This is a genomic window from Gracilibacillus timonensis, assembly GCF_900086715.1.
Taxonomy (GTDB): Bacteria; Bacillota; Bacilli; order Bacillales; family Amphibacillaceae; genus Gracilibacillus; species Gracilibacillus timonensis.
The window spans coordinates 293,881-315,705 of sequence record NZ_FLKH01000009.1 but is presented as its reverse complement, the minus strand read 5'-3'; the positions used below and the strand labels follow the sequence as shown (position 1 = coordinate 315,705).

26 protein-coding genes are annotated in these 21,825 nt (G+C 38.2%); 12 read left to right on the top strand and 14 right to left on the bottom strand.

Annotated features, from left to right (window positions below; genetic code table 11):
• Window positions 1-99 precede the first annotated feature (99 nt).
• The 4 genes from BN6556_RS03705 (at window position 100) to BN6556_RS03690 (ending at window position 3,238) form a co-directional block, all read left to right on the top strand.
• A complete protein-coding gene (locus tag BN6556_RS03705; RefSeq protein WP_066187283.1) occupies window positions 100-639 on the top strand; it encodes a PadR family transcriptional regulator in 540 nt (179 codons plus the stop codon).
• A gap of 30 nt (window positions 640-669) precedes the next feature.
• The gene (locus BN6556_RS03700) at window positions 670-1,155 is read left to right on the top strand and encodes a DUF4188 domain-containing protein (protein ID WP_066187282.1); all 486 of its coding nucleotides are present in this window, start codon (window positions 670-672) and stop codon (window positions 1,153-1,155) included.
• Window positions 1,156-1,321: 166 nt separating this feature from the next.
• Entirely contained in the window at window positions 1,322-1,789 is a 468-nt protein-coding gene (locus tag BN6556_RS03695) for a DUF6323 family protein (RefSeq protein WP_066187281.1), read from the top strand.
• A 3-nt stretch (window positions 1,790-1,792) separates the two neighbouring features.
• The gene (locus tag BN6556_RS03690; RefSeq protein WP_066187279.1) at window positions 1,793-3,238 is read left to right on the top strand and encodes a DUF6179 domain-containing protein; all 1,446 of its coding nucleotides are present in this window, start codon (window positions 1,793-1,795) and stop codon (window positions 3,236-3,238) included.
• Window positions 3,239-3,286: 48 nt separating this feature from the next.
• Here the strand turns inward: BN6556_RS03690 and BN6556_RS03685 are convergent, their stop codons facing one another.
• The 3 genes from BN6556_RS03685 to BN6556_RS03675 form a co-directional block, all read right to left on the bottom strand.
• Entirely contained in the window at window positions 3,287-4,351 is a 1,065-nt protein-coding gene (locus BN6556_RS03685) for an NAD(P)H-dependent flavin oxidoreductase (RefSeq protein WP_066187277.1), read from the bottom strand.
• A 271-nt stretch (window positions 4,352-4,622) separates the two neighbouring features.
• Window positions 4,623-5,060 (bottom strand): carboxymuconolactone decarboxylase family protein, encoded by a 438-nt coding sequence (locus tag BN6556_RS03680; RefSeq protein WP_066187275.1) that lies wholly within the window; start codon window positions 5,058-5,060, stop codon window positions 4,623-4,625.
• Window positions 5,057-5,503, bottom strand: coding sequence for a peptide deformylase (locus BN6556_RS03675; RefSeq protein ID WP_205410309.1), 447 nt, complete (start codon window positions 5,501-5,503; stop codon window positions 5,057-5,059). Before BN6556_RS03675 ends, BN6556_RS03680 begins: the two co-directional genes overlap by 4 nt.
• A gap of 172 nt (window positions 5,504-5,675) precedes the next feature.
• On the opposite strand from BN6556_RS03675, the gene BN6556_RS03670 reads away from it, so the two are divergent.
• Complete coding sequence (locus tag BN6556_RS03670; RefSeq protein WP_066187274.1) at window positions 5,676-6,551, top strand: LysR family transcriptional regulator; 876 nt, start codon at window positions 5,676-5,678, stop codon at window positions 6,549-6,551.
• On the opposite strand, the gene BN6556_RS03665 is transcribed toward BN6556_RS03670, so the two are convergent.
• Window positions 6,552-7,112 carry a helix-turn-helix domain-containing protein gene (locus BN6556_RS03665; protein WP_066187272.1) on the bottom strand — a complete coding sequence of 187 codons (561 nt, stop codon included), beginning with the start codon at window positions 7,110-7,112 and terminating at the stop codon, window positions 6,552-6,554.
• A gap of 75 nt (window positions 7,113-7,187) precedes the next feature.
• On the opposite strand from BN6556_RS03665, the gene BN6556_RS03660 reads away from it, so the two are divergent.
• The 4 genes from BN6556_RS03660 (at window position 7,188) to BN6556_RS03650 (ending at window position 9,601) form a co-directional block, all read left to right on the top strand.
• Entirely contained in the window at window positions 7,188-7,913 is a 726-nt protein-coding gene (locus tag BN6556_RS03660; RefSeq protein ID WP_066187270.1) for an AzlC family ABC transporter permease, read from the top strand.
• A complete protein-coding gene (locus BN6556_RS03655) occupies window positions 7,910-8,233 on the top strand; it encodes an AzlD domain-containing protein (protein WP_066187268.1) in 324 nt (107 codons plus the stop codon). The genes BN6556_RS03660 and BN6556_RS03655 overlap by 4 nt, the downstream gene beginning before the upstream one ends.
• 234 nt (window positions 8,234-8,467) lie before the next feature.
• Window positions 8,468-8,854, top strand: coding sequence for a type 1 glutamine amidotransferase family protein (locus tag BN6556_RS22030; protein ID WP_161485668.1), 387 nt, complete (start codon window positions 8,468-8,470; stop codon window positions 8,852-8,854).
• A 150-nt stretch (window positions 8,855-9,004) separates the two neighbouring features.
• A complete protein-coding gene (locus BN6556_RS03650; RefSeq protein ID WP_066187266.1) occupies window positions 9,005-9,601 on the top strand; it encodes a DNA-3-methyladenine glycosylase in 597 nt (198 codons plus the stop codon).
• A gap of 93 nt (window positions 9,602-9,694) precedes the next feature.
• Here BN6556_RS03650 and BN6556_RS03645 read toward each other — a convergent pair whose 3' ends face one another.
• The 7 genes from BN6556_RS03645 to BN6556_RS03615 all read right to left on the bottom strand — a co-directional run bounded on the left by BN6556_RS03645 (window position 9,695) and on the right by BN6556_RS03615 (window position 14,926).
• Window positions 9,695-10,447, bottom strand: coding sequence for a DUF4097 family beta strand repeat-containing protein (locus tag BN6556_RS03645; RefSeq protein ID WP_066187264.1), 753 nt, complete (start codon window positions 10,445-10,447; stop codon window positions 9,695-9,697).
• Complete coding sequence (locus tag BN6556_RS03640; protein ID WP_066187262.1) at window positions 10,440-11,000, bottom strand: HAAS signaling domain-containing protein; 561 nt, start codon at window positions 10,998-11,000, stop codon at window positions 10,440-10,442. The genes BN6556_RS03645 and BN6556_RS03640 overlap by 8 nt, the downstream gene beginning before the upstream one ends.
• Window positions 10,993-11,313 carry a PadR family transcriptional regulator gene (locus BN6556_RS03635; protein WP_066187260.1) on the bottom strand — a complete coding sequence of 107 codons (321 nt, stop codon included), beginning with the start codon at window positions 11,311-11,313 and terminating at the stop codon, window positions 10,993-10,995. Before BN6556_RS03635 ends, BN6556_RS03640 begins: the two co-directional genes overlap by 8 nt.
• Window positions 11,314-11,689: 376 nt before the next feature.
• Complete coding sequence (locus BN6556_RS03630; protein ID WP_066187258.1) at window positions 11,690-11,950, bottom strand: hypothetical protein; 261 nt, start codon at window positions 11,948-11,950, stop codon at window positions 11,690-11,692.
• 113 nt (window positions 11,951-12,063) lie between these two features.
• Window positions 12,064-12,876, bottom strand: coding sequence for an AAA family ATPase (locus BN6556_RS03625; RefSeq protein WP_066187256.1), 813 nt, complete (start codon window positions 12,874-12,876; stop codon window positions 12,064-12,066).
• Entirely contained in the window at window positions 12,869-14,317 is a 1,449-nt protein-coding gene (locus BN6556_RS03620) for a Mu transposase C-terminal domain-containing protein (RefSeq protein WP_066187254.1), read from the bottom strand. The genes BN6556_RS03625 and BN6556_RS03620 overlap by 8 nt, the downstream gene beginning before the upstream one ends.
• A gap of 42 nt (window positions 14,318-14,359) precedes the next feature.
• Window positions 14,360-14,926: a recombinase family protein gene (locus BN6556_RS03615; protein ID WP_066187253.1), complete on the bottom strand. Its 567-nt coding sequence runs from the start codon at window positions 14,924-14,926 to the stop codon at window positions 14,360-14,362.
• A 267-nt stretch (window positions 14,927-15,193) separates the two neighbouring features.
• Here BN6556_RS03615 and cadC point away from each other — a divergent pair, with 267 nt between their 5' ends.
• The 3 genes from cadC (at window position 15,194) to BN6556_RS03600 (ending at window position 18,690) form a co-directional block, all read left to right on the top strand.
• Window positions 15,194-15,562 carry a Cd(II)/Pb(II)/Zn(II)-sensing metalloregulatory transcriptional repressor CadC gene (gene cadC / locus BN6556_RS03610; protein ID WP_011304078.1) on the top strand — a complete coding sequence of 123 codons (369 nt, stop codon included), beginning with the start codon at window positions 15,194-15,196 and terminating at the stop codon, window positions 15,560-15,562.
• Window positions 15,555-17,972 carry a cadmium-translocating P-type ATPase CadA gene (locus BN6556_RS03605; protein WP_066187251.1) on the top strand — a complete coding sequence of 806 codons (2,418 nt, stop codon included), beginning with the start codon at window positions 15,555-15,557 and terminating at the stop codon, window positions 17,970-17,972. The genes cadC and BN6556_RS03605 overlap by 8 nt, the downstream gene beginning before the upstream one ends.
• Window positions 17,973-18,075: 103 nt before the next feature.
• Complete coding sequence (locus BN6556_RS03600; protein ID WP_013730037.1) at window positions 18,076-18,690, top strand: CadD family cadmium resistance transporter; 615 nt, start codon at window positions 18,076-18,078, stop codon at window positions 18,688-18,690.
• 115 nt (window positions 18,691-18,805) lie between these two features.
• Here the strand turns inward: BN6556_RS03600 and BN6556_RS03595 are convergent, their stop codons facing one another.
• From BN6556_RS03595 to BN6556_RS03585, 3 genes are all read right to left on the bottom strand, one after another.
• Window positions 18,806-19,132, bottom strand: coding sequence for a hypothetical protein (locus BN6556_RS03595; protein WP_148436651.1), 327 nt, complete (start codon window positions 19,130-19,132; stop codon window positions 18,806-18,808).
• A gap of 239 nt (window positions 19,133-19,371) precedes the next feature.
• Window positions 19,372-20,640: a group II intron reverse transcriptase/maturase gene (gene ltrA, locus BN6556_RS03590; RefSeq protein WP_066187247.1), complete on the bottom strand. Its 1,269-nt coding sequence runs from the start codon at window positions 20,638-20,640 to the stop codon at window positions 19,372-19,374.
• A gap of 751 nt (window positions 20,641-21,391) precedes the next feature.
• Complete coding sequence (locus tag BN6556_RS03585; RefSeq protein ID WP_066187245.1) at window positions 21,392-21,754, bottom strand: cupredoxin domain-containing protein; 363 nt, start codon at window positions 21,752-21,754, stop codon at window positions 21,392-21,394.
• Window positions 21,755-21,825: the final 71 nt, after the last annotated feature.

Below are 21,825 nucleotides of genomic sequence, written 5' to 3'. Positions count from 1 at the left end.
CAAATTATGTTTTAAAAAATCTGACTTTACAATTCAAAGAAAATCATGTATACTTTATATATCATTTAGATATATATCATATTGATAGGAAGTGACCTAATGAAGGCATATAATGATACCACTTATGCGATACTTGGCATTTTAACAACCGAATACCGATCAGGCTATGAGATAAAGCAGTTTATTGATAACAGCCTCCATCATTTTTGGAAAATCAGCTATGGTCAAATTTATCCAACGTTAAAAAGACTGGAACAGGACGGGTTGGCAACGATAGACATAACTGCTCACTCAGGTAGACCAGACCGCAAGGCATACCACCTTACCCAAAAAGGGAAGGAGATATTGCGGGAATGGCTGGAAAAACCAATACAACAATTACCGGTAGAACGAAATGAAGTACTGTTAAAACTGTTTTTTGGCAACCATCAAACACCAGCACAAACGACTCATTTATTGAAGGATTATCATCAAAAATTAATTGAGTTGTATCAAACCTATGAAGGAATTGAAGAGATCATCTCAGCACATGACAGTAACCTAAAGGATGCAAGATATTGGCTATTCACATTAGAGTATGGAAAAAGAACGACAGAAGCTGCTATCGCTTGGTGTGAAGCAACCTTGAAAGAACTTTAATAATACTAATTACTAAAGGAGGAATCATATATGGGGAAGCAAGTATACACCGGCAGATACACCGTGGAAAATGATCAGGATATCATTGTTTTTATCATCGGCATGCGCATCAATAAGAGATATGCAATTCATAAATGGGGACCCGTTTTTTCCGCGATGCCTGGTATGATTAAAGAATTATATGAAAACCAAGAAAAATTAGGATTTCTTTCGGTGGAAACCTATTTTGGTCTGCGTACTACCTTGATGGTTCAATATTGGCGTTCCACGGAAGATTTGCTCTCCTATGCCAAAGGAGAAAAACATGTAACCGCCTGGAAAAATTTCAATAAAAAGATGGCCGATAATGATGCCGTAGGGTTCTATCACGAGACATATCAAATAAAAAGCGGTCATTATGAATCCATCTACCGAAATATGCCACAGTTTGGATTAGGAAAAGCGATCAGGCACATCCCTGCAGGCTCCCAACATCATTCTGCCCGTAAACGTCTACAAAGTGCACAATCAAAATAAATGCATGTATAATGTTTACCACAGCACTAATAGCAGTCTCCCCTTTTCCAATCCAAATACTTGACAAAAAAATTCATTTATGCTATAATTTACTAATAATAAAATAACGTGTATAATAGGGTTCTCCTGGCCGGGGAATCCTATTTTTTGTGGAAGGAGATCCATTGTGAATATATCTGACATATTGCGTACCGTTCCATTATCACCATCTTCTAAAACAGTGAAAGAACTAGTCCACTTAAATGAAACCACCAAAGAGCGAGGACTAGAACTCTCAACAAATGAGGTCAAAACATTACTGACTGCCAGAAATAAAGTGTTACACGATCACGCAAGGATTGAACTGAGCACCGATGTATTAAAAGAGTTGATTAGCGTTTTTTCTGCTTCCCCCTATATCGATCAAGCGCATTACGTTGCAACACTGAACGAATTGCAAGAAATTTTTTATTACCTTAAAAATGAAACGGAAGATAAGATGGCAGACAAAATGCTTATTCAGCAAATGAGTGACTACTATAATACAGACTGTGCTGGATCATTGGAGCTTTTACGAAGCAAGACGGAAAGATTTGCAGAGGATTTCAGAATGGATTTACTGCGTATTGACTCATGCTGGAAAGGTGATGAATAAATAATGAAATCACGTAACACATCCCACTCCGTTTCCCCCATAACTATGAATCGATCAAGATTAAAACGAAATCAATTTACGGTGTCGCTGCTGCAGGAAGGTCTGCGTACCGGTATCATTACTAGTGAACAGGCCAATCAGATTCAATTAGGAATATTACAGGTGCTACAACAATTAATACATCGGCATACGCAAGGTGAAAGTACCTCTGTTTCCACAGACACAGCAGAAGGGATGATGGCATCTTTATTATATGCCATGGATACTTATATTTTTGAATGCAAATATCCGGAAGAAGCAATCGTTCATTTAAAGAAGAAGCCAATAAGAGAGATACACGAAAAAGGAATTGTCTTACTACATCACTACTTTGAGGAAACGAAACAGCTTTACCAAAAAGTGAAAAAGAGCAAGCTTGATATCCCTGTCGATGCTTATCAGATGACGATTGATGAATCGTTACCCGTATTTTTGAAGCACTATAATATCATGTTCGAGGCTCAAAACACCATGGCTAGTATAGATTATCCGTTAGCCATGGATGATATGAAATTACAAGGTGTTTTTTACATCAAACAATATCTGGAACGGTTACATTTAGAGACAAAATTCTGCCAGCTTTTCTTGCACGAAGATTTAATCTATATATTAACAAATTTCGGTAAAATAAATCGATGCCATTACCAAATAGAATTGTTTAATCTGTTCGAATTAGTGGTGAACAATGCCGTGTTCTCTTTACTATCTGGAGGAAAAGCTAACTCTGTCAAGATAACAGAGGGGCAATTTAATCAATTGAACCAAATGTTAATGGAGTGCCGCCCAAGCCAACGACATGCACTCCTACACGAGGCAACCGATCAACTGCAAAAAACGTTACAAACCGATCAGGAGCTTACGCATTATCTCAATAAGTACCGAGATGAATTAGTACAGAGAGTAAATAATGCAGTCGAAATCGGCAGCTTCGATCGTTTAATTATCAGGGAGATCGATCAATCCGAAAAAAATATCAGCCTTATATTACATGCCAATGATCGCATGAGTGACCAGCAAATGCGCCAATTGGTAGATCAAGTGATGGAAATGGATCAGACAGAAGAAAAAGTACAACGTATCCGCGAACGGGTTTTTTCTTTGTACGATTACTTGGATATATTAGACGCACATTGTTTGTTTGACGAGGAATATGCTGTTTTTTTTGATGCACTTGAGAATATTGAGTTAGCCATTTTATCCAAAATTGTTTTTTATGAGCTATTACGTGAACGTACGGAGGATTTTTCAGTGATTTTGACAGAGGAAGTAGATACAGAAGACGAGTGGAAAATACATTTTATTGCTTTTTTGCAGCGATTGAATAAAACACGTATCCAAACTATCGGATCTCTTATCTACCAAATAAATGAGGAAGATTTATCGTTGTATGGCAGCAACCAATTTGAATAGCCATACAGGGCAGTCCATATGTATTGCTATGACTGCCCAAACCAATCTTTAGCTTGCCATGTGCTCGATTTGTCTAATCATATCATCTAGCAAGTCTTTGGCGGATTGCCCCTGACATGTGCGGGGATTTTGACCAGACCATAGTGACATCCATTCCGTTCGTTGCTGTTGTCCTGCTAAACGACGAATCGATTTGGTCAGGGTGTTCTGAATCGGATATGGTGGAAAATCTGGCTCGTATTTTTTCATTTTGATCATAAAATCATTTTGAATACCCCTGGCTGGTTTACCACTAAAGGAGGAGGTGAGCATGGACTGATCCTCCCTGCTATTCAAAACAGCTTGCTTGTGCAGATCATTTGCACCACTTTCCGCGCAAGTAAGAAAGGCGGTTCCTATTTGAGCTGCCTGTGCACCAAGTATAAGAGAGGCTAAGACACCTCGACCATCCGCGATCCCTCCTGCTGCAATCAACGGAATAGTTACCTGATCGGCCGCTTGTGGAATAAGCGCCATCGTCCCAATCATCGCCTCTTCAAATCTACCAAGAAATGTGCCACGATGACCGCCGGCCTCACTTCCTTGCATGACTACCATGTCCATCCCGCTATCTTCATTAGCTTTTGCTTCTGCTACCGTTGTTGCCGTTCCGATCACTAAGATATCCTCTACTTTTAATTGTTGCAGAAGGTCGGCATCAGGAATTCCAAATGTAAAACTGCAGACAGGAACCTCTTCTTCTATCAAAACTTGGATTTGCTGTTCAAAAATGATAGCGTGTTCTTCTTTTACTTCTGGAATTTCAGAAATATGTAAAGCTTCGCGAAAAGGACGAAGCCATTCATTGGCCTGTGCTACATCCTTTTCTACTACTTCCGGAGTTTCCGGAGTAAACAAATTAACCGCAAAAGGCTTATTTGTCAGCTGCTTTACCTTACGAATACTTGCACGAGTCTGTTCTAGATTCAAATAGCCAGCACCAATTGTGCCAAGTCCACCGGCATTAGAAACGGCTGCAACCAATTCCGGAGTAGTTACGCCTCCAGCCATACCTGCTTGAATAATGGGATAACGAATACCTAGCGCCTTCATCAATCTATTGCTATGCCACATATTCATTCCTCCTTTTAGTTAACATTATATCAAATCATTCATTTTAACAAATGGTTTAGCAGCAATATTTTACAGAGATACGTGTATCATTCTTCCTAATAAAACAAGCTTGAGCTTAAACTTACTTGATAGATGGTAAGTAGTTGCTAATTTTGACTTTTTTAATTCTAGCAAACCGTAACTGTAAACGACTGCATTTTTCCAGGATACAGGACGAGTGAACTAGCTATTTTATGAAAATATATTAACTGTTCATCTCACTTGATTGAAGCTATTCTGCCATCATACCAGTTGCAATAGAAAGCCGATTCCAACTATTAATTTGATTAATTAAGACAAGTAAATCTAGATATTCCGTCTCAGTAAACTGTTGACGCACATGATGATATAATTCATCTGATACATGATTTTCTGCTATGAGCGTTATCTGTTCCGTTAACGCTAATGCTGCTTTTTCTTGTTCTGAATAAAACGTACAATCCCTCCAAGCACTAATACAATATAGGCGTTGTTCTGTTTCACCTAGTTTCCTTGCTTCAACCGTGTGCATATTTAGACAAAAGGCACAGCCATTGATTTGTGAAGCTCGAATCTTCATTAATTCTTGCAGCTTTTTGCTAACTGTACTTTTTTTGGTATATTTTTCTATTTCCCTCATCATTTTCACGACCTCAGGCATCATTTTAAAATAATTGATTCGTTGTGTCATTCGTAGTTCCCCTTTCCATGTTTTTGTGAACGAAGTGCAAATGAATGGTCATCGACAGCTCTTGAGGTTGCCAGGATACCATCTAAATGATCATACTCATGTTGAAGTAATTCTGAAAGATCACCTGTAGCTTGTATCACCTTCTTCTCCCAATCGCGGTCACGATATTGCATCGTACAGGCCTTATAGCGCTCCACTTTCACTAACAGGTCTGGGAAACTCATGCAGTCATCCCATACCTCCATCTTTTCATGATTGCTTATCTCCCATTCGGGGTTAATACATACGACAGGTTTGTCGATATACATGTAAATGATTCTTTTCATTACCCCGATTTGTGGTGCGGCAATAGCACGACCTGCGCCATACTTCGATTTAAAATCCATTAGGGTATCAGGTATCATGAAGATCTTCGATAATTGGCATAAAATCAGCCAGTTCATGCTTTTCCACCACAGAGCTTGTTTCATGAAGTTTCGGATTTCCCAATAAGAGAATTTCTTTTACCGCCATTTCTCTTCCCCCTTTGTTTCTATTATAAACACGAACTAGTATAATAGACAAAACGAATCATTAAATAGTTACGATTGATTTTTTCGATGGGAGAATAGTCTAATGGATGATGAACAATTAAAAACCTTTCTAACAGTAGTAGAATTAAAAAACTTTACCAAAACAGCGGAAATACTTCATGTGACACAGTCCACGATAACTGCAAGAATTCAGCAAATCGAAGCATTTTACGGACAGCCATTACTCAAAAGAAATAAAGGGAATATTCAATTAACGGTCATGGGCGATAAACTACTGCCACTTCTGCAACGTCAGATGGATTTACGAGAACAAACCAAAAGAGTGGCCAGTGAAACAGCGGAAGAAGGTTTTCAAATAACGATTTCTGCTGCGTATTCACTATGGAGAAAGATGAATACACAGGTCATTAAGGAACTATATCTGATGCAACCGCATACACACATTCATTTAAAAACCGATCATTCTCCTTTGGTGATCCAACATTTGTTAGATGGTTCAATAGACTTTGGCATTGTGTATAATAAACCGATGAGTAAAGAGTTATCCTCTGTCCTTATTCAAAAGGATACATTTTCTTTATACCAACACCAAGATATAAACATTTGTAAACCGACAAGTGTTTCAGACTTAAAGAATTTGCCTTGGGTATATCTAAATTGGGGACATTCATTTCAAGCATGGTTGGAAAACGAAAACAAGCAAAGCATCAAACCCAGTTTGGAAGTGGGACATAGCGATTTAGCGTTCCAATTTATCATTGATTTAAAAGGAATTGGATTTCTTTCAGATAATGAAGTAAGGGAATCTGCTTATGGTGACTATCTGGAAGCTATCACATGCCAAAGCAGCGTCCCTATTCCATCACAATCCATCTATTTAATCTTTAAAAAAAGCAGGGAGATGGAACCGGCAATCAAGGCAGCTGTTGCTAGTTTTCAACAGAAAAAAACTCTCTGATCAATTGTGGTCATCGCTGTAATAAATAATCATATAGTAGCTGACCACTGTGTTCGTGTTATTCATATAACGATGTTCGATATTCGCGCGAAACTTCAAACTGTCATTACTCGTTAGTACAAACGTTTGATCCGGAAGTTGTAATGTCAGTTCACCGTTCTGAACCAATATATATTCTTCGCCTAAATGCTCTGTTGAGACATGTATATACCCGGGTTGGATCTGAATCATATAAATTTCAAAATTCCTGTCAGGATGGAAGGGGTAAAGGGAATAGACAAGGTACTGTTCCGTATCCCCTTGTACCGGTTTCAATTGATCTAATGTTATTTTTTCCACCTTTTGATTTTCAGGTTCTTTCATAAACGTCGAAAAAGACACTTGTAAACCATTTGCGATTTTCCATAAGGTAGATACGGTTGGATTGGTCCTTCCTTTCTCTATTTGAGCCAGCATAGCTTTACTGACACCTGTTAATTCTGCTGTCTTATCCAGACTTAATCCTCTTTTTTTCCGAATATGAAGAAGATTATGAGAGATGATTTCTTGAATAGAATCCATAAGTAGATCGCTTGACTCCTTTTTCTGTTTATTATACCATACAAATATTTAATATAACAAACAAGGAGGAAAACGATGAAAGCATCCCTTGACTCATCCACAAATGAAACAAACAAACTCACCTTTTTACAAGGGGTAAAAGATTGTGTCCCCACATTAATAGGCTACATAAGTATTGGGATCGCAGCTGGAATCGTCGGTGTTGCTTCTAACCTTAGTATCATGGAAGTTGGCCTGTTATCGATACTGGTCTATGCCGGTGCTGCTCAATTTATTATTTCGGCTCTGCTTGCTACGAGCACTCCTTTTTTGGTTGTTGTATTTACTACGTTTATTGTTAATTTACGGCATTTATTATTATGTATGACATTAGCACCTCACTTCAAATCTTATTCTTTATTAAAAAATGTGGGGATTGGCACCCTTGTTACCGATGAATCCTTTGGAGTGGCCGCTAATAAAATTTTTCGTGGCGAACCTATTAATGATAAATGGATGAACGGATTAAATCTTACAGCATATCTGTGCTGGATTCTATCCTGTCTTGTGGGGGCTGTTTTTGGGAAATGGATTGCCTCTCCAGAAGTATTCGGTTTAGATTTTGCCTTAACGGCTATGTTCTTGGCCTTGCTGGTATTACAGCTGGAAAATATTAAAAAACCAAAATTGAGGCTTTATTTATCCTTAATTGTATACGTCGTTATCGCGATGTTGGTATTATCCCTCTTTGTGCCTTCTTATATAGCGATTATTTTATCCACTGTCTTGGTGGCAACGATTGGAGTGTGGAAAGATAAATGAGTGTGGATCTATCCATTTTACTAATTATTTTAGGGTGTGCTGTGGTAACCTTTATTCCACGAATTATTCCGTTCATTGCTGTGCGAAAACTGGACATTCCGGATGTGGTTACTAAATGGTTGTCTTTTATACCTATCTGCATCTTTACGGCGCTTATCGTTGATAGTTTTATACAAGATGGCGAAGGATTGCTGACAATTAATTGGTATGTACTCCTCGCGATCATCCCAACACTTTTTATGGCATTATGGACGAAAAGCCTCTCATTTACTGTTTTATTCGGAATTATCTGCATGGCTTCTATCCGTTTTATTTTTTGAAGCGCCCTATATGCTGCCTTTCTTTCTTATCCATCGAAGGAGGGTAGTTTTTTTATGCTTCCATATCTATTTTGCATAGTTTTGAAACTGCTTGGCAAAATACAACATAGAGTTACTATGGAAAGGAGTTTCAAATTCATGTGTGATCATAAAAATAGCAACAAAAAAAGAACAGCTAAACCCTTTTATTAGAGATGGCTATAATCACGAGATGATTTCGAACTTAGGTAAAAAATTGTTGACGATCAAAACTCACTACAGCATCTAGTAATTATCAGCGTCCATCTTGGTGAGGTTAGTAGCGACGCCGGATATGCTTATCCAGTCGATCAAAACTTCCTCACTGATTCGCCTTTAAGCTATGATGGCGTATACCTCGTTGGTGGTACAGCAGCAAATGACTCTTTCTATCGTCAAGCTCGTAAATTTATCAGAACCACGTACACACACTTCAAGCCGATAAGCGCTAGAAAAGAAGTGGTTCATCTGCTTGAGGAAATGGCTATCAAAGATATGCCTGGTGTGATCATTGGTACAGAGCATCCGTTTGGATCCGCATTTACACAAGCGATGGCACAGCAACGCTTTTGGGACCAAACTAGTGACCTGTATCACGTCTAACATTATCAAAACCGTTATCAGACGTCCTGATAACGGTTTTTCTTTGAAAATGCGAGACTGTCCAAATGATTCTATACTACCTACCCCCCTATCGAGATTATGCATATCATCCAAAGAAGATGGGTATATCAAGTATAAGGAGTGTATACCATGGAACAAGCTATTGATTTCAAAATACTGCCTGTCTCCTTTTATCAGCAGCCTACTTTACAATTGGCACAAAGCTTGCTTGGCTGTATCTTGGTCAAACAAACCGATCAAGGAACTAGTTCAGGATTCATTGTCGAGACAGAAGCCTATCTAGGAAGTACAGACCGAGCTGCTCATGGCTTTGGCAAGCGCAGAACCAAAAGAACCGAAATTTTATATACAGAGGCTGGAAATGTTTACACTCATTTGATCCATAATCACTGTTTAATTAATGTGGTCAGCGGGGAAAAAGAATCCCCGGAAAGTGTCTTAATTCGCGCGGTAGAGCCTTACACTGGGATTGAGCACATGCTGGAACGCCGGCCTGTGCAGCAACTTCGGCAATTGACCAGCGGACCGGGTAAACTCACCCAAGCACTAGGTATTAACATAGACGATTATGGTCGTACTTTTACAGAGCTGCCGCTTTTTCTTGCGAAAGGAAAGCAGCCAACAAAAGTTGAAAGTGGACCACGGATCGGTGTAAACAATTCGGGAGAGGCAAAAGATTATCCCTATCGTTTCTGGATCACAGGTAATACATTTGTTTCGAAATAAACATAACCAAATTCCCTTTCACGATGGAAAATGAATGTTAGAAACAACCCGACTTAGGCTTGTCGGGCTGTTTCTTATGTTCACGCATGTTTGTTATTCAATACTAATGGAACCATTTGTCGTACGCGCCTTGATCAAATGCTCTCCATTGCCATACATCGAATCCCAATCTGTTGTACCAAAAACTTTGGTAGAACCGTTAACTGTACGCAAATCTAGTACCACATTGTTTGGTTTTTGATTAGAATGAATTGTTACTCCCCCATTGACCGTCTTTAAATCCATGGATTGATCCAAGGACTCTGTTGTAATATCAATCCTGCCATTCGTTGTTTGTGCCTCGATATCCCCACTAATTGAATCCAGCATAATCCTGCCATTAGTAGAGTGGACATTCAGAGCAGAAACGTCAATCCGTTCACCCTCCAAGCTACCGTTAATAGTAGAAGCCTCGATATTTTCCCACTCCTCTGCAGGGAGAAAAACATGTAAAGTAGACGTGGATTGGAAAAATAAATCCACTTTAAAGAAGTTAAATAATTTTCGCTTTATCTCGATGATTAGTGTTTCTCCATCCATGAAATGTTCAAATGTTTCCTGCTCCACATTACGTCCTGTGGCAGTATATTCTATTCTCGGTTCGGTCTCTCCTGCTGGTTGGAAATAAATATTGGTATTTCTTGCCTTTATTTGCAAGGCACTGATATCTTCTTCAGCTAATCTCTTTGTTTCGGATTCCTCTATATTACCAGCCTCGTAGTAAGGAGAAAAGGTAACCACCATACCAATAACGCCTACGATCAGTAACATACCAGCTATAATAAGAATTATTTTCACTTTATTCATGAGCGGTTCCTCCCTTTACTAAACGGATATTAAATGAAAGATATTTAATGAACAGCGCTCCAGCAACTCGTGTCAGCGGATAGACAGCTAATAACAGCAAGACACCAATACCGCTTACCGTAATGGAAAAGAATAGCTCAAACATGTAAAAGGAGTCAGGTCTGATCACCAAGGTAAGAAGCGGCATCGCAACTTGCAAGATTAAAGACAGCGTCATCACCCAAAGGCTCAAAATAAGTGTTGCAAAAAACAAAAATGGGCCTAGCACAATCAGTAAATTGAAAAAACTTAGGCCGATTACTGCCCAAACGGCTCGGGAGATACTACCGGCAGAACGGTCTATTTTGGCCTTTTCTACCAAATAAGTGGCCTGCAGATCCTTGGCTAGCTTTTGTGGTGATCCTAATGATTGAACAATATCTTCCTCATTTTTCCCGTCTGCTTTCCCTATGTCAAAATATTCTTCAAAGTCTTGTATGATCTCTGTTTTTTCTTCATCAGGTAAGCCTTTTAAGTAATATTTCAATTCATTCATGAACGTATGCTTATTCATTTTCATCCTCCTCCATTAACGTATTAACTCCCTGTGTAAAATGTTTATATTCCTTTTTCTGCTCTTGCAAATACAACTTTCCTTCTTCCGTTAAATGATAATATTTCCTGCTCGGTCCTTCTGATGATTCGGTAAGGTAAGTGGTACAGTAACCTTGTTTTAATATGCGTCGTAACACGGGATACACCGAGCCTTCAGAGATTTCAATATTTTCGGTAATCTGTTTAATCAATTCATATCCATAAAAATCTCGTTTATCCAGCAGCACTAATACACATAGTTCCAGCACTCCCTTTTTAAATTGTGCATTCATGGAAAGCACCCTCTTTCTGAATCAGTTGATTACATATACTATAACACAATGATTACTATTATTCAATGAATAATAGTGTTCAATATATATTAGTTCAACAATTTACTTCTTTCCAACATCAATATTGGTCAGATTTGATGTTTTTATGTTTTATTCTGAATGGATAAGTGGATAGTATTGGATGAGCTTTGTGAAATATATGAGAAAAAATGGTAAAACATACACGAGGGGTAGATATGAAGATATTTGTTGCAGGGTACGTTTCACATAATAAAGAGAGATTACTATATCTCCTTCCATAACAAATACTCTCGTATTTATATATCATCACAGTGCATACAGCTACCAGCTAATCAACCATGCTATAAACAAGATACTACTCACACAAGTTAGCCAATAACCAGCTTCTGCATTTTTGTGAGCTGATTTCTTTCCAGCTTTCCTGATCTTTTAAGACAATGATCGCAGCACCAGCTATCGTTTCTCCGATGTATGCGCTGACATAATCATCGACAAATTCTTTCAAATCTGTGATCGCAATCCCCGATGGTGTAGTACTTTCCGTCGCCGACAAAACATTAGGAAAACACAAACCAAATAAGAGCATATAAAATCCTATGATTATTCTTTTTATCAATTGCTTTCTCCTCCACCTGTCACTTTAGGAGTTATTTTGCACCTGTTTTATGTGCTATTTTGCACTATAAATTATTAAAAGCTATCTCCTTTTAAAAGATAGCTTTTTAATGCTTACTTGATTCCGATTACTAAACTGTCTCGTGCAGCTTCAACAACCTCTGTTGTTATGGTTTCAAGATTATTAATTTCAAGTATCCTTTCAATTTGAGTGAACAATCTTTGTATAAGCCTAAAATTTCCTCCAGTAATCTTTATGATGCTAGTTATTGCCTCATAATCGGAAAAGTCCTCAAGTTTTATAGAAAGTCCTAGTTCTTCCCATTTAAACTCCAAGATATGATGGGTTTCATCTTTACTGAGTTTATCAAATTCATGAGCAAATCCAATTCTAGAATAGAGTTGGGGATATCGAGCCAATCTCTTTTCAATTCCAGGCATTCCGATTAATATCATTGCTATATCATTTCGATCATATATATCCCTTAGTTGCTCTAAGTTTTGCACTTTTAGTCGATCTATCTCATCAACAATAATCAGGTCAATTTCTTCAAACGAACTAGTAGAATACTCTTCTTCTTCACCTCTGTTAAGTACTTTATACATAGTTCTAACCATACCCATTCTAGTTCCAATACTATGAATTTCATCTGTCATTTTAGTAGCCCGTACTGCTGGGGCTGTATAAAAAATCGTTCTAGCATCAAGAATCTTTTCATCTGCATTCGCACCGATTTCCTTTGCGTTTTTATAGGCTATTTGTTTTTGGATGGAGTCCCAATTTGAATAATACCTTGAGGATAATGTTTTTCCTACACCTGGCAGACCATAACAAATACCTATATATTTATATTTGATACACGCATCACAAAACTCTGCAAATCTTTTATATTCTTTTGTTTCAATAAACTTCTTTGATTTATTCATTGAAATACCTCTTGAGTTTTGACTTTTTAGAATCAGATTTATTCGACTGGTTCTCGAAATCTTTTTGCTTTGATAAAGCTATTTCTTCTGCAACAGTTCTTCCAGTATCAAGTTGGTTCTTGAGGTTTTTTCGTACTTTATTTCGTGCTGAAACAATATCTTTTAAATCTACTTGGTAATCAGAAATTTCAGGGGAAACAGCAGTGCATAAGTATTTATCTTGATAAAACACCCGAATCTCTGCGATATCCCTTGGATCATAACGAATAATGACTGTTTCACCAATATATGCAGCTAGGTTTGTATCTATATACCTTAAACCTTGGAAGTGAATACCATCCGAATGAACCTTCCTTGGTTTTGCTACATTTAATAATAATAAATCTAGACATTCCAAACTAGCTGGCATATTAGGGAGAAATCCAGAATTACTCCAGGCTTTAATGGGTTCTTTTTTTGTTGTACCATGAACCCTATGATGATAGTTATATATGATGAAATTTGATAATTTATCGTCAAGTTCTTTAAGAGTAAGAAGTGCAGTGCTATTCTGATTTCCGAAATAGCCAGGTAAATCTTGTAGAAACAATTGATTAATGGTTGAAAAGAATCTTTCTATTTTCCCGCGCCCTCTTGGAACCCCTACTGTAGAGAAAACTAGATTAATCTTTAAATCAATAGCTACTTGTTCCAAATGATTGGAAGTAAAGTCACTTCCGTGATCTGTATAAAACTTTTCGGGGATACCACATATTTGCCAATCGAGGTTTCTTTTTCTCCATATTGCTTGGTGTAAGACCAAAGATGTTTGTATAGCAGACGGGTCTTGAAAAGTTAAAAAGTATCCAGCAACTGCTCGACTATAATCATCTAAAATAATTGTTAGCCAAGGTCTTTCTGGTTTTCCTTTCTCATTTAAAACAATTATATCTAATGGGGTATGATCAGCTTGCCATATCTCATTAGGGTAATTAGCCTCTCGTCGGTGAATTAAATCATAAGTGTTTTGATATTCTTTTTTCCCTTCATAGGCTAGTTTTTTTAGTCCTGGTGATAAAGACTTTGAGATAGTATAAACCTGATAGTAACTGGGTTGCTTCCACTTATTCTTTTTGCATATCTCACAAATCTTCCTATGAATAGAAGTGACTGAATTTCTTTTGTGACTAAGTATTAAATTCTTAATTTCTTCTTGTACTTCTTTTTCCACTTTAAAGATTCCTGAATCTGTTCGATTCTTTCGAATCAAACCAATTAATCCAAATTGCTGGTACTTACTAATCCAATATTGAAGTGTTCGTTTTGAAACACCAGATTCCTGAGCAATAGTTTTCAAATTTTTCTCATGGTTAAGATATGGTGCAATTAAATTGTATTTATTCATAGCCTTTTGTCTTTGATCTTCTGAATAAGAAGTCAATGGTGGAAGTTCTTTTTTCATTAGAAACAGCTCCTTCCAATAAGTGAAGCTAGTACCATTAGGTTACTCTAATTTATCATTATCTAAATATCGATAAAGAGTGGCTCTACTAATACCAGTCATTTCAACAATTTCTTTTACACTGTATTCTTCAGTTTTATAAAGATTTATGGCTTTTGTAATATCCTTAGTTGCTACTCTTGGTCGTCCTCCTTTTCTTCCTCTTGCTCTAGCACTTTTTAGTCCTTCCTTTGTTCGTTCAACTATCAAATCTCTTTCAAACTGACTAAAAGCCTGAAAAACGGTCATCATTAACCTTCCTTGTGGAGTCGTAGTGTCAAAACTTTCTTTCACACTAATTAATTTCACATTATTTTCCTCAAAATAATTAACTAGATCAATTAAATCTTTCGTGCTTCTACCTAATCTTGAAAAACTTTCTACAACAACAATATCCCCTGGTCTCAACTTGTCTTTTAAACGATTTAACTCTGGCCGGTTTGATTTTGTTCCTGTCATTTTTTCCGTCAGAACTTCATTACAATTATATTTTTCTAATAAATCCAATTGACGTGCTAATTCTTGTTGACGAGTACTCACTCGTGCATATCCATAAATATACTGACTCATAAAAAAATACCACCTTTTCAGTAAAATTATATCACAAAAGGAGGTATATGATACATAGTTTTTGAGCAATCTTTAAAGACTAAGTTCACATTAATTATAAGCCATTTAATCGTGAAAGAAAAAAGTCTCAAAAACATTTGTTTTTGAGACTAGAATTTTATGCCCTACTTACTTCTTTTATTTTTATTCAAATATTTGCTTGAATGATGTGTCGAAAATGGTTATAATATATGCAAATAAATATTTGAATGAAGATGGGATGATAATATGAAAAAGAAAGATACTTGTGAAATTTTTTGTTATGACGAAGAAAAGGTTAATCGAATACAAGGGGATTTACAAACAGTTGATATTTCTGGTGTTAGCCAAATGTTAAAGGCTATTGCCGATGAAAATAGAGCAAAAATTACTTACGCTCTGTGTCAGGATGAAGAGTTGTGTGTTTGTGATATAGCAAATATCTTAGGTGTTACGATAGCAAATGCATCTCATCATTTACGTACGCTTTATAAGCAAGGGGTGGTCAACTTTAGAAAAGAAGGAAAACTAGCTTTCTATTCTTTAGATGATGAACATATCAGGCAGATAATGATGATCGCCCTAGCACATAAGAAAGAAGTGAAGGTCAATGTCTGAACAAAAGGTTAAACTAATGGAAGAAGAAATGAACGTCTATCGGGTCCAAGGATTTTCATGTGCAAATTGTGCAGGAAAGTTTGAGAAAAATGTTAAAAAGATTCCAGGCGTTCAGGACGCAAAAGTAAATTTTGGAGCTTCAAAAATTGATGTCTTCGGCAGTGCAACTGTTGAAGAACTAGAAAAGGCTGGTGCTTTTGAAAATCTTAAAGTGGCACCAGAGAAACCTAAAAGACGGGTAGAACCTGTGGTAATTAAAGATAAAAACGTTTACCGTGTGGAAGGATTTTCCTGCGCAAATTGTGCGGGGAAGTTTGAAAAAAATGTAAAACAAATAGCTGGAGTTGAGGATGCAAAAGTAAACTTTGGCGCTTCTAAAATTGATGTATATGGAAATGCATCGGTTGAAGAACTTGAAAAAGCAGGTGCTTTTGAGAATCTAAAAGTATCTCCTGAAAAACTAGCGAATCAAACGATACAAAGGGTTAAAGATGACACTAAGGCTCATAAAGAAGAGAAAACACCATTTTATAAAAAACATAGTACATTGCTGTTTGCCACACTACTAATTGCTTTTGGTTACCTTTCTCACTTTGTAAATGGAGAAGATAACCTCGTAACTTCCATGTTATTTGTAGGTTCTATTGTAATTGGCGGATATTCATTATTTAAAGTCGGTTTTCAAAATTTGATACGCTTTGATTTCGACATGAAAACCCTGATGACCGTTGCCGTTATTGGAGCTGCCATTATTGGTGAATGGGCAGAGGCATCTATTGTTGTTATTCTCTTTGCAATCAGTGAAGCACTTGAACGCTTCTCTATGGACAGAGCAAGACAATCCATACGTTCATTGATGGATATCGCCCCAAAAGAAGCACTAGTTAGACGAAATGGTCAGGAAATAATAATCCATGTGGACGATATCGCTGTGGGTGATATCATGATTGTCAAACCAGGGGAGAAAATTGCCATGGATGGAATCATTGTGAATGGCTTGTCGGCTGTCAATCAGGCAGCTATAACAGGAGAATCTGTTCCCGTCTCCAAAGCGGTAGATGACGAAGTATTTGCAGGTACGCTTAACGAAGAGGGACTACTTGAAGTAAAAATCACCAAATACGTAGAAGATACAACCATTGCCAAGATTATTCATCTTGTTGAAGAAGCACAAGGGGAGCGTGCTCCAGCCCAAGCATTCGTTGATAAATTTGCGAAATACTACACTCCGATCATTATGGTTATTGCAGCCTTGGTTGCAGTCGTTCCACCCCTATTCTTTGGTGGCAGTTGGGATACATGGGTTTATCAAGGATTAGCAGTTCTTGTAGTTGGATGTCCTTGTGCATTAGTTATTTCTACTCCAATCTCGATTGTCTCGGCAATTGGAAATGCAGCGAAAAAAGGTGTGTTGGTTAAAGGTGGTGTCTATCTCGAGAAATTAGGAGCCATTAAGGCAGTCGCATTTGATAAAACAGGAACACTGACAAAAGGTGTACCAGTGGTAACAGATTTTGAAGTATTAAATGACCAAGTGGAAGAAAAAGAGCTATTCTCTACCATTACAGCTTTAGAATATCGTTCACAACATCCACTTGCTTCAGCAATAATGAAAAAGGCAGAGCAAGATAATATCCCTTATTCTAATGTACAAGTGGAAGAATTCACTTCGATTACTGGGCGAGGTATAAAAGGGATTGTAAACGGAACTACTTACTATATTGGAAGCCCAAAACTTTTCAAGGAATTAAATGTTTCCGATTTTAGCCTTGGGTTTGAAAACAATGTGAAAATCCTACAAAACCAAGGAAAAACAGCCATGATTATTGGAACGGAAAAAACAATTCTCGGCGTAATTGCCGTTGCAGATGAGGTTCGTGAAACAAGTAAAAATGTGATTCAAAAACTTCATCAGTTAGGTATCAAGCAAACAATTATGCTGACAGGTGATAATCAAGGTACTGCAAATGCAATCGGTACACATGTAGGCGTTTCTGATATTCAGTCTGAATTGATGCCACAGGATAAATTAGATTATATTAAAAAAATGCAATCGGAGCATGATAATGTAGCTATGATTGGCGATGGCGTTAATGATGCTCCAGCACTTGCTGCATCTACTGTTGGAATTGCAATGGGCGGTGCTGGAACGGATACTGCAATTGAAACAGCTGATATTGCATTAATGGGAGATGATTTAAGTAAGCTTCCATTTGCAGTAAGACTCAGTCGAAAAACTTTAAATATCATTAAAGCTAACATCACTTTTGCTATCGGAATTAAAATAATTGCCTTACTATTAGTTATCCCGGGATGGTTAACCCTTTGGATAGCGATTCTTTCCGATATGGGAGCTACTATTTTGGTAGCATTAAATAGTTTACGACTGATGAGAGTGAAGGATAAATAGGTAGAAAACAGAATAGTAAGGTCACGCTGTGCGCAATTCAAGGGGGGCTTTTCAATTTGAAGAAAAGTCCTACCCCTAAACCTAAAATATTGGAGATGGAAAAATGATCGCAACGATACTTACAGCAGCTGCGGTATATGTAGCAACAGGAATTGATTATCTCGTTATATTAATTCTTTTGTTTTCGCAAGTAAAAAAAGGTCAGGTGAAACATATTTGGATAGGACAATATATAGGGACTGCAATTGTTATAGGAGCAAGTCTTTTAGTTGCACAGGGGGTTGTAAATTTAATTCCTCAGCAATGGGTTATCGGACTACTTGGACTTTTACCACTTTACTTAGGTGTGAAAATGTGGATTAAAGGAGAAGAGGATGAAGATGAAAGTAGTATTTTATCTTTATTCTCCTCTGGAAAATTTAATCAGTTATTTTTGACGATGACTTTCATCGTATTAGCTTCCAGTGCGGATGACTTTTCGATTTATATACCGTACTTCACGACCTTAAATATGTCTGAAATCTTTATTGCTGTTATTGTCTTTTTGATTATGGTTGCTGTTTTATGTTATGTCAGCTATCGCTTAGCTTCCTTAGATTTTGTATCAGAAAAAATTGAGAAATATGAACGTTGGATTGTACCTATTGTATTCATTGGGTTAGGGATTTATATATTGTTTGAAAATGGTACATTTAACGCTTTATTCTCATTTCTTTAACAATCGGAACGCTTTTCTCTAATAAGAATCAGCGCTCGTTTGACATATAAGACCGCCTTTTGGGAGTCACGATAGAAGTCCAATTTCTTAATTTTAGAACTGAGAAATTGGACTTCTATATACCTCCTGACTCTAGCCTTATTAACTTGTAATGCAAAATAACGATTAAAATAGGTGCAAAATAACTCCTAAAGTGACAACGTTGGTAAGTACCCTTATTAGCTACAAGATAAGCAAGCGTAGCAGCCATTAAGACAGTGATCCACTGCAGCGTATGATTACTGCCTGTCAGCACTATTTCTTGAGATAAGAGTCCACTTGTCTCCCATGCATTCGACATATCCGGGGTATAGAAATAGGTAAGCGTCAGCCCAGATAGCATCTGAAATAGCACACCTATTAGGATAAAGCTGCTGATAAAAAGGAAATAGCGTTTCATCATATCCCTCCTTCATTTGATTTTTTCCAAGTGTTTACTTCTAGTTTCCTTTCAGCAATCTTCTTGAAATCCTACCTCTTTGTAACAAATAAGTACGATTATATCAAAGTCTAACACAAATAAACGAAGACTGTCATCCGTAGTATCGGTAAATAACCGAGTAGGCGTCGCCATTACTGGCCACGCCTCTCACAGATCCACACGTGCGGTCCTACGCATGTGGCTCCTCCCATATATCCCTCTTAGAGATAACGTTCATCATAAACAGTTACTAAATTAACGAGACCTAGCTTGTGAAAGAATTCGTTATCTAACGCTGCGTGAACCATGGGACTCTTCGAACTTCGCCAAGCAAACATTCGAATCCCTCTAAGGTTTTCTTCTCTCCATCCTTTCTTTCTCAAGAGACGGTGGAGACTTTTTACGTGTCGCCAACTCCTTAGCTGTACCATCCGTAATCTTCTTCTCACCCAACTATCCCATTCTCTAAAGGACGACTTCACACTCCCATATCGGAAATAATTCGCCCAGCCTCTTAAATAGGGATTCAGTTGTTCTTGGATAAGGGTCTGAATGTCCACGGTTTGGTTCTTTCTCGTGATGGCTTTGACCCTTTCTTTGAACTTCTTCACTTTCTTTGGGTCTATTCGGCGAATGGTACGTATGAACTCATAGCCAAGAAAGGTAAATGGCTCTTCCCACGCATACACAACCTTGGTTTTCTCTTGATTCACGGTAAGTCCTAGATCTTCTTCCAGAAATCTTGTGACATTTCTTCTTACTCTTTCCGCACCCTTCTGACTTTTACACAAGATGATAAAATCATCCGCAAAGCGAACGATTCGATGGCCTCGAGCTACCATCAACTCATCTAATTGGTGAAGATAAATATTAGCAATTAATGGACTGATGACACCACCTTGTGGCGCCCCTTGTCGCGTCTCTTGATAGTGATCTCCTTCCATCACACCCGCACACAGGAATTGGTAGATCAGTTGAATGACCGATCCGTCGGTCACTCGTTTCCTGATTTGTTGTTCCAACTTATCATGCGGAATGGTATCAAAGTAAGATTGTAGGTCCGCGTCCATGACATAGTAATATCCCGCTTGGAGATGTTCAGTAACCTTATCTAACGCCATGTGGGCACTGATCCCTGGTCGGAATCCATAACTGACAGATAGAAAGTCTCCTTCAAAGATAGGCTCCAATACTTGGCATAACGCTGTCTGTACCACCCGGTCTTCTACCGTTGGAATCCCTAACGGACGCCATTTCCCATTGTCTTTCTCGATCCATTCTCGCCGCACGGGCTTAGCACGATACGTTTTGTCTTTCAACTGTTGTTGGAGCACTTCTAGATGGTGTTCCAAGTCTTGTTCATAGACGTCGATCGTTACCTTATCCACTCCCGGTGCGCCTTGGTTGTACTTCACCTGGTCAAAAGCTTGCTTCAAGTTGCTTCGCTTATATACTTTGTCATACAAGCTATACCATATCCGTTTCTTCATCTGTTTATTCCCCTTACGTCTCTGCTTTCTTGCTTCCCCGGTTACTGTTTCTCCTTGGGAAAGAGCGAATTTCCAAGGTTCTTAGCTCGTCGCAATACCTCTTCTTCCCTCTTTCGGCGGTAGACGGTGTACCCGTTTGTTCCACCCTGGCTTCCGTCGATTCTTGACGCGTATCCAGCTTCTGTCTACTTCCACAGTCCTAAGCAAACCTACTCACAAAATGCTTCTATGGGTCACGCCCTTCACACCACTTTCTCTTCTTTTGAAAGAGACGTCGCAACGATATCTTCGTACCGTTTCACTTATGTGCTGTCCTCGCTCCTGTTACCAGTAGGTCTTCGGCATAAGCTTCTTCACTACTATGGCGATCTCTGACTTCTTCCTCCTCGTCTTGCGTCCTCGGTTTACCCTTGCGACGACAATACCTGCCTATACAGGAAGAAAGAAGATCTCAATGGGTCACATCATACCCTTTCCCTCTAGCACAGCCCTCCTAACATGTCGAGATTGCCAGCTATTTGGACTTCCTGTTGTTTTGCACAGTCATCCTTCTCTCATGCCATCGTGGGATTCCAGCTCTGGTCAGAGGTTTGCTTTCATGTCCTCCGCACGCTACTTCACAGTACGCGCACTACATGTCAGCTAATGCTTTCCGGCTGGGCGGCGCATTCGGGACTTTCACCCTTTAGTGGTATGTGCTGCCACTCGCGAAAAACCCCTTACCAACATACTGGTAAGGGGCTATCTGTAGTTATTCTACAATTAAAGTGGCCGTCATGTCACTATGACCTTCTCCACATGGGATCGAACATCTAATATGATATTCACCAGGCTCTAATTCATCGGTCGCTTCACCATCGCCTTCAATCAAGATATTGGTGTCTTCTATTTCCACACCGTGCATACCTTCATCATTCGTTAAGCTTACCGTCACTTCTCCAGCAGGTACGGTATACTCTTCTTGATCAAACTCCCAATTGGACGCTGTAATAGCTACATCTGCATCTCCTGTTGATGATGACGCTTCTTCATTATCACCACTGTCGTCACTGCCACAAGCCACTAATACGAGCGCAAGGAATAATGCAGCAAGTATAAGGTAAAATTTCTTCATATTCAAACGCCTTCTTTCTGTTGTTTTGGAACTTTTCTAAGGTTCTATCCCAATTTTACTACTTGTTATTA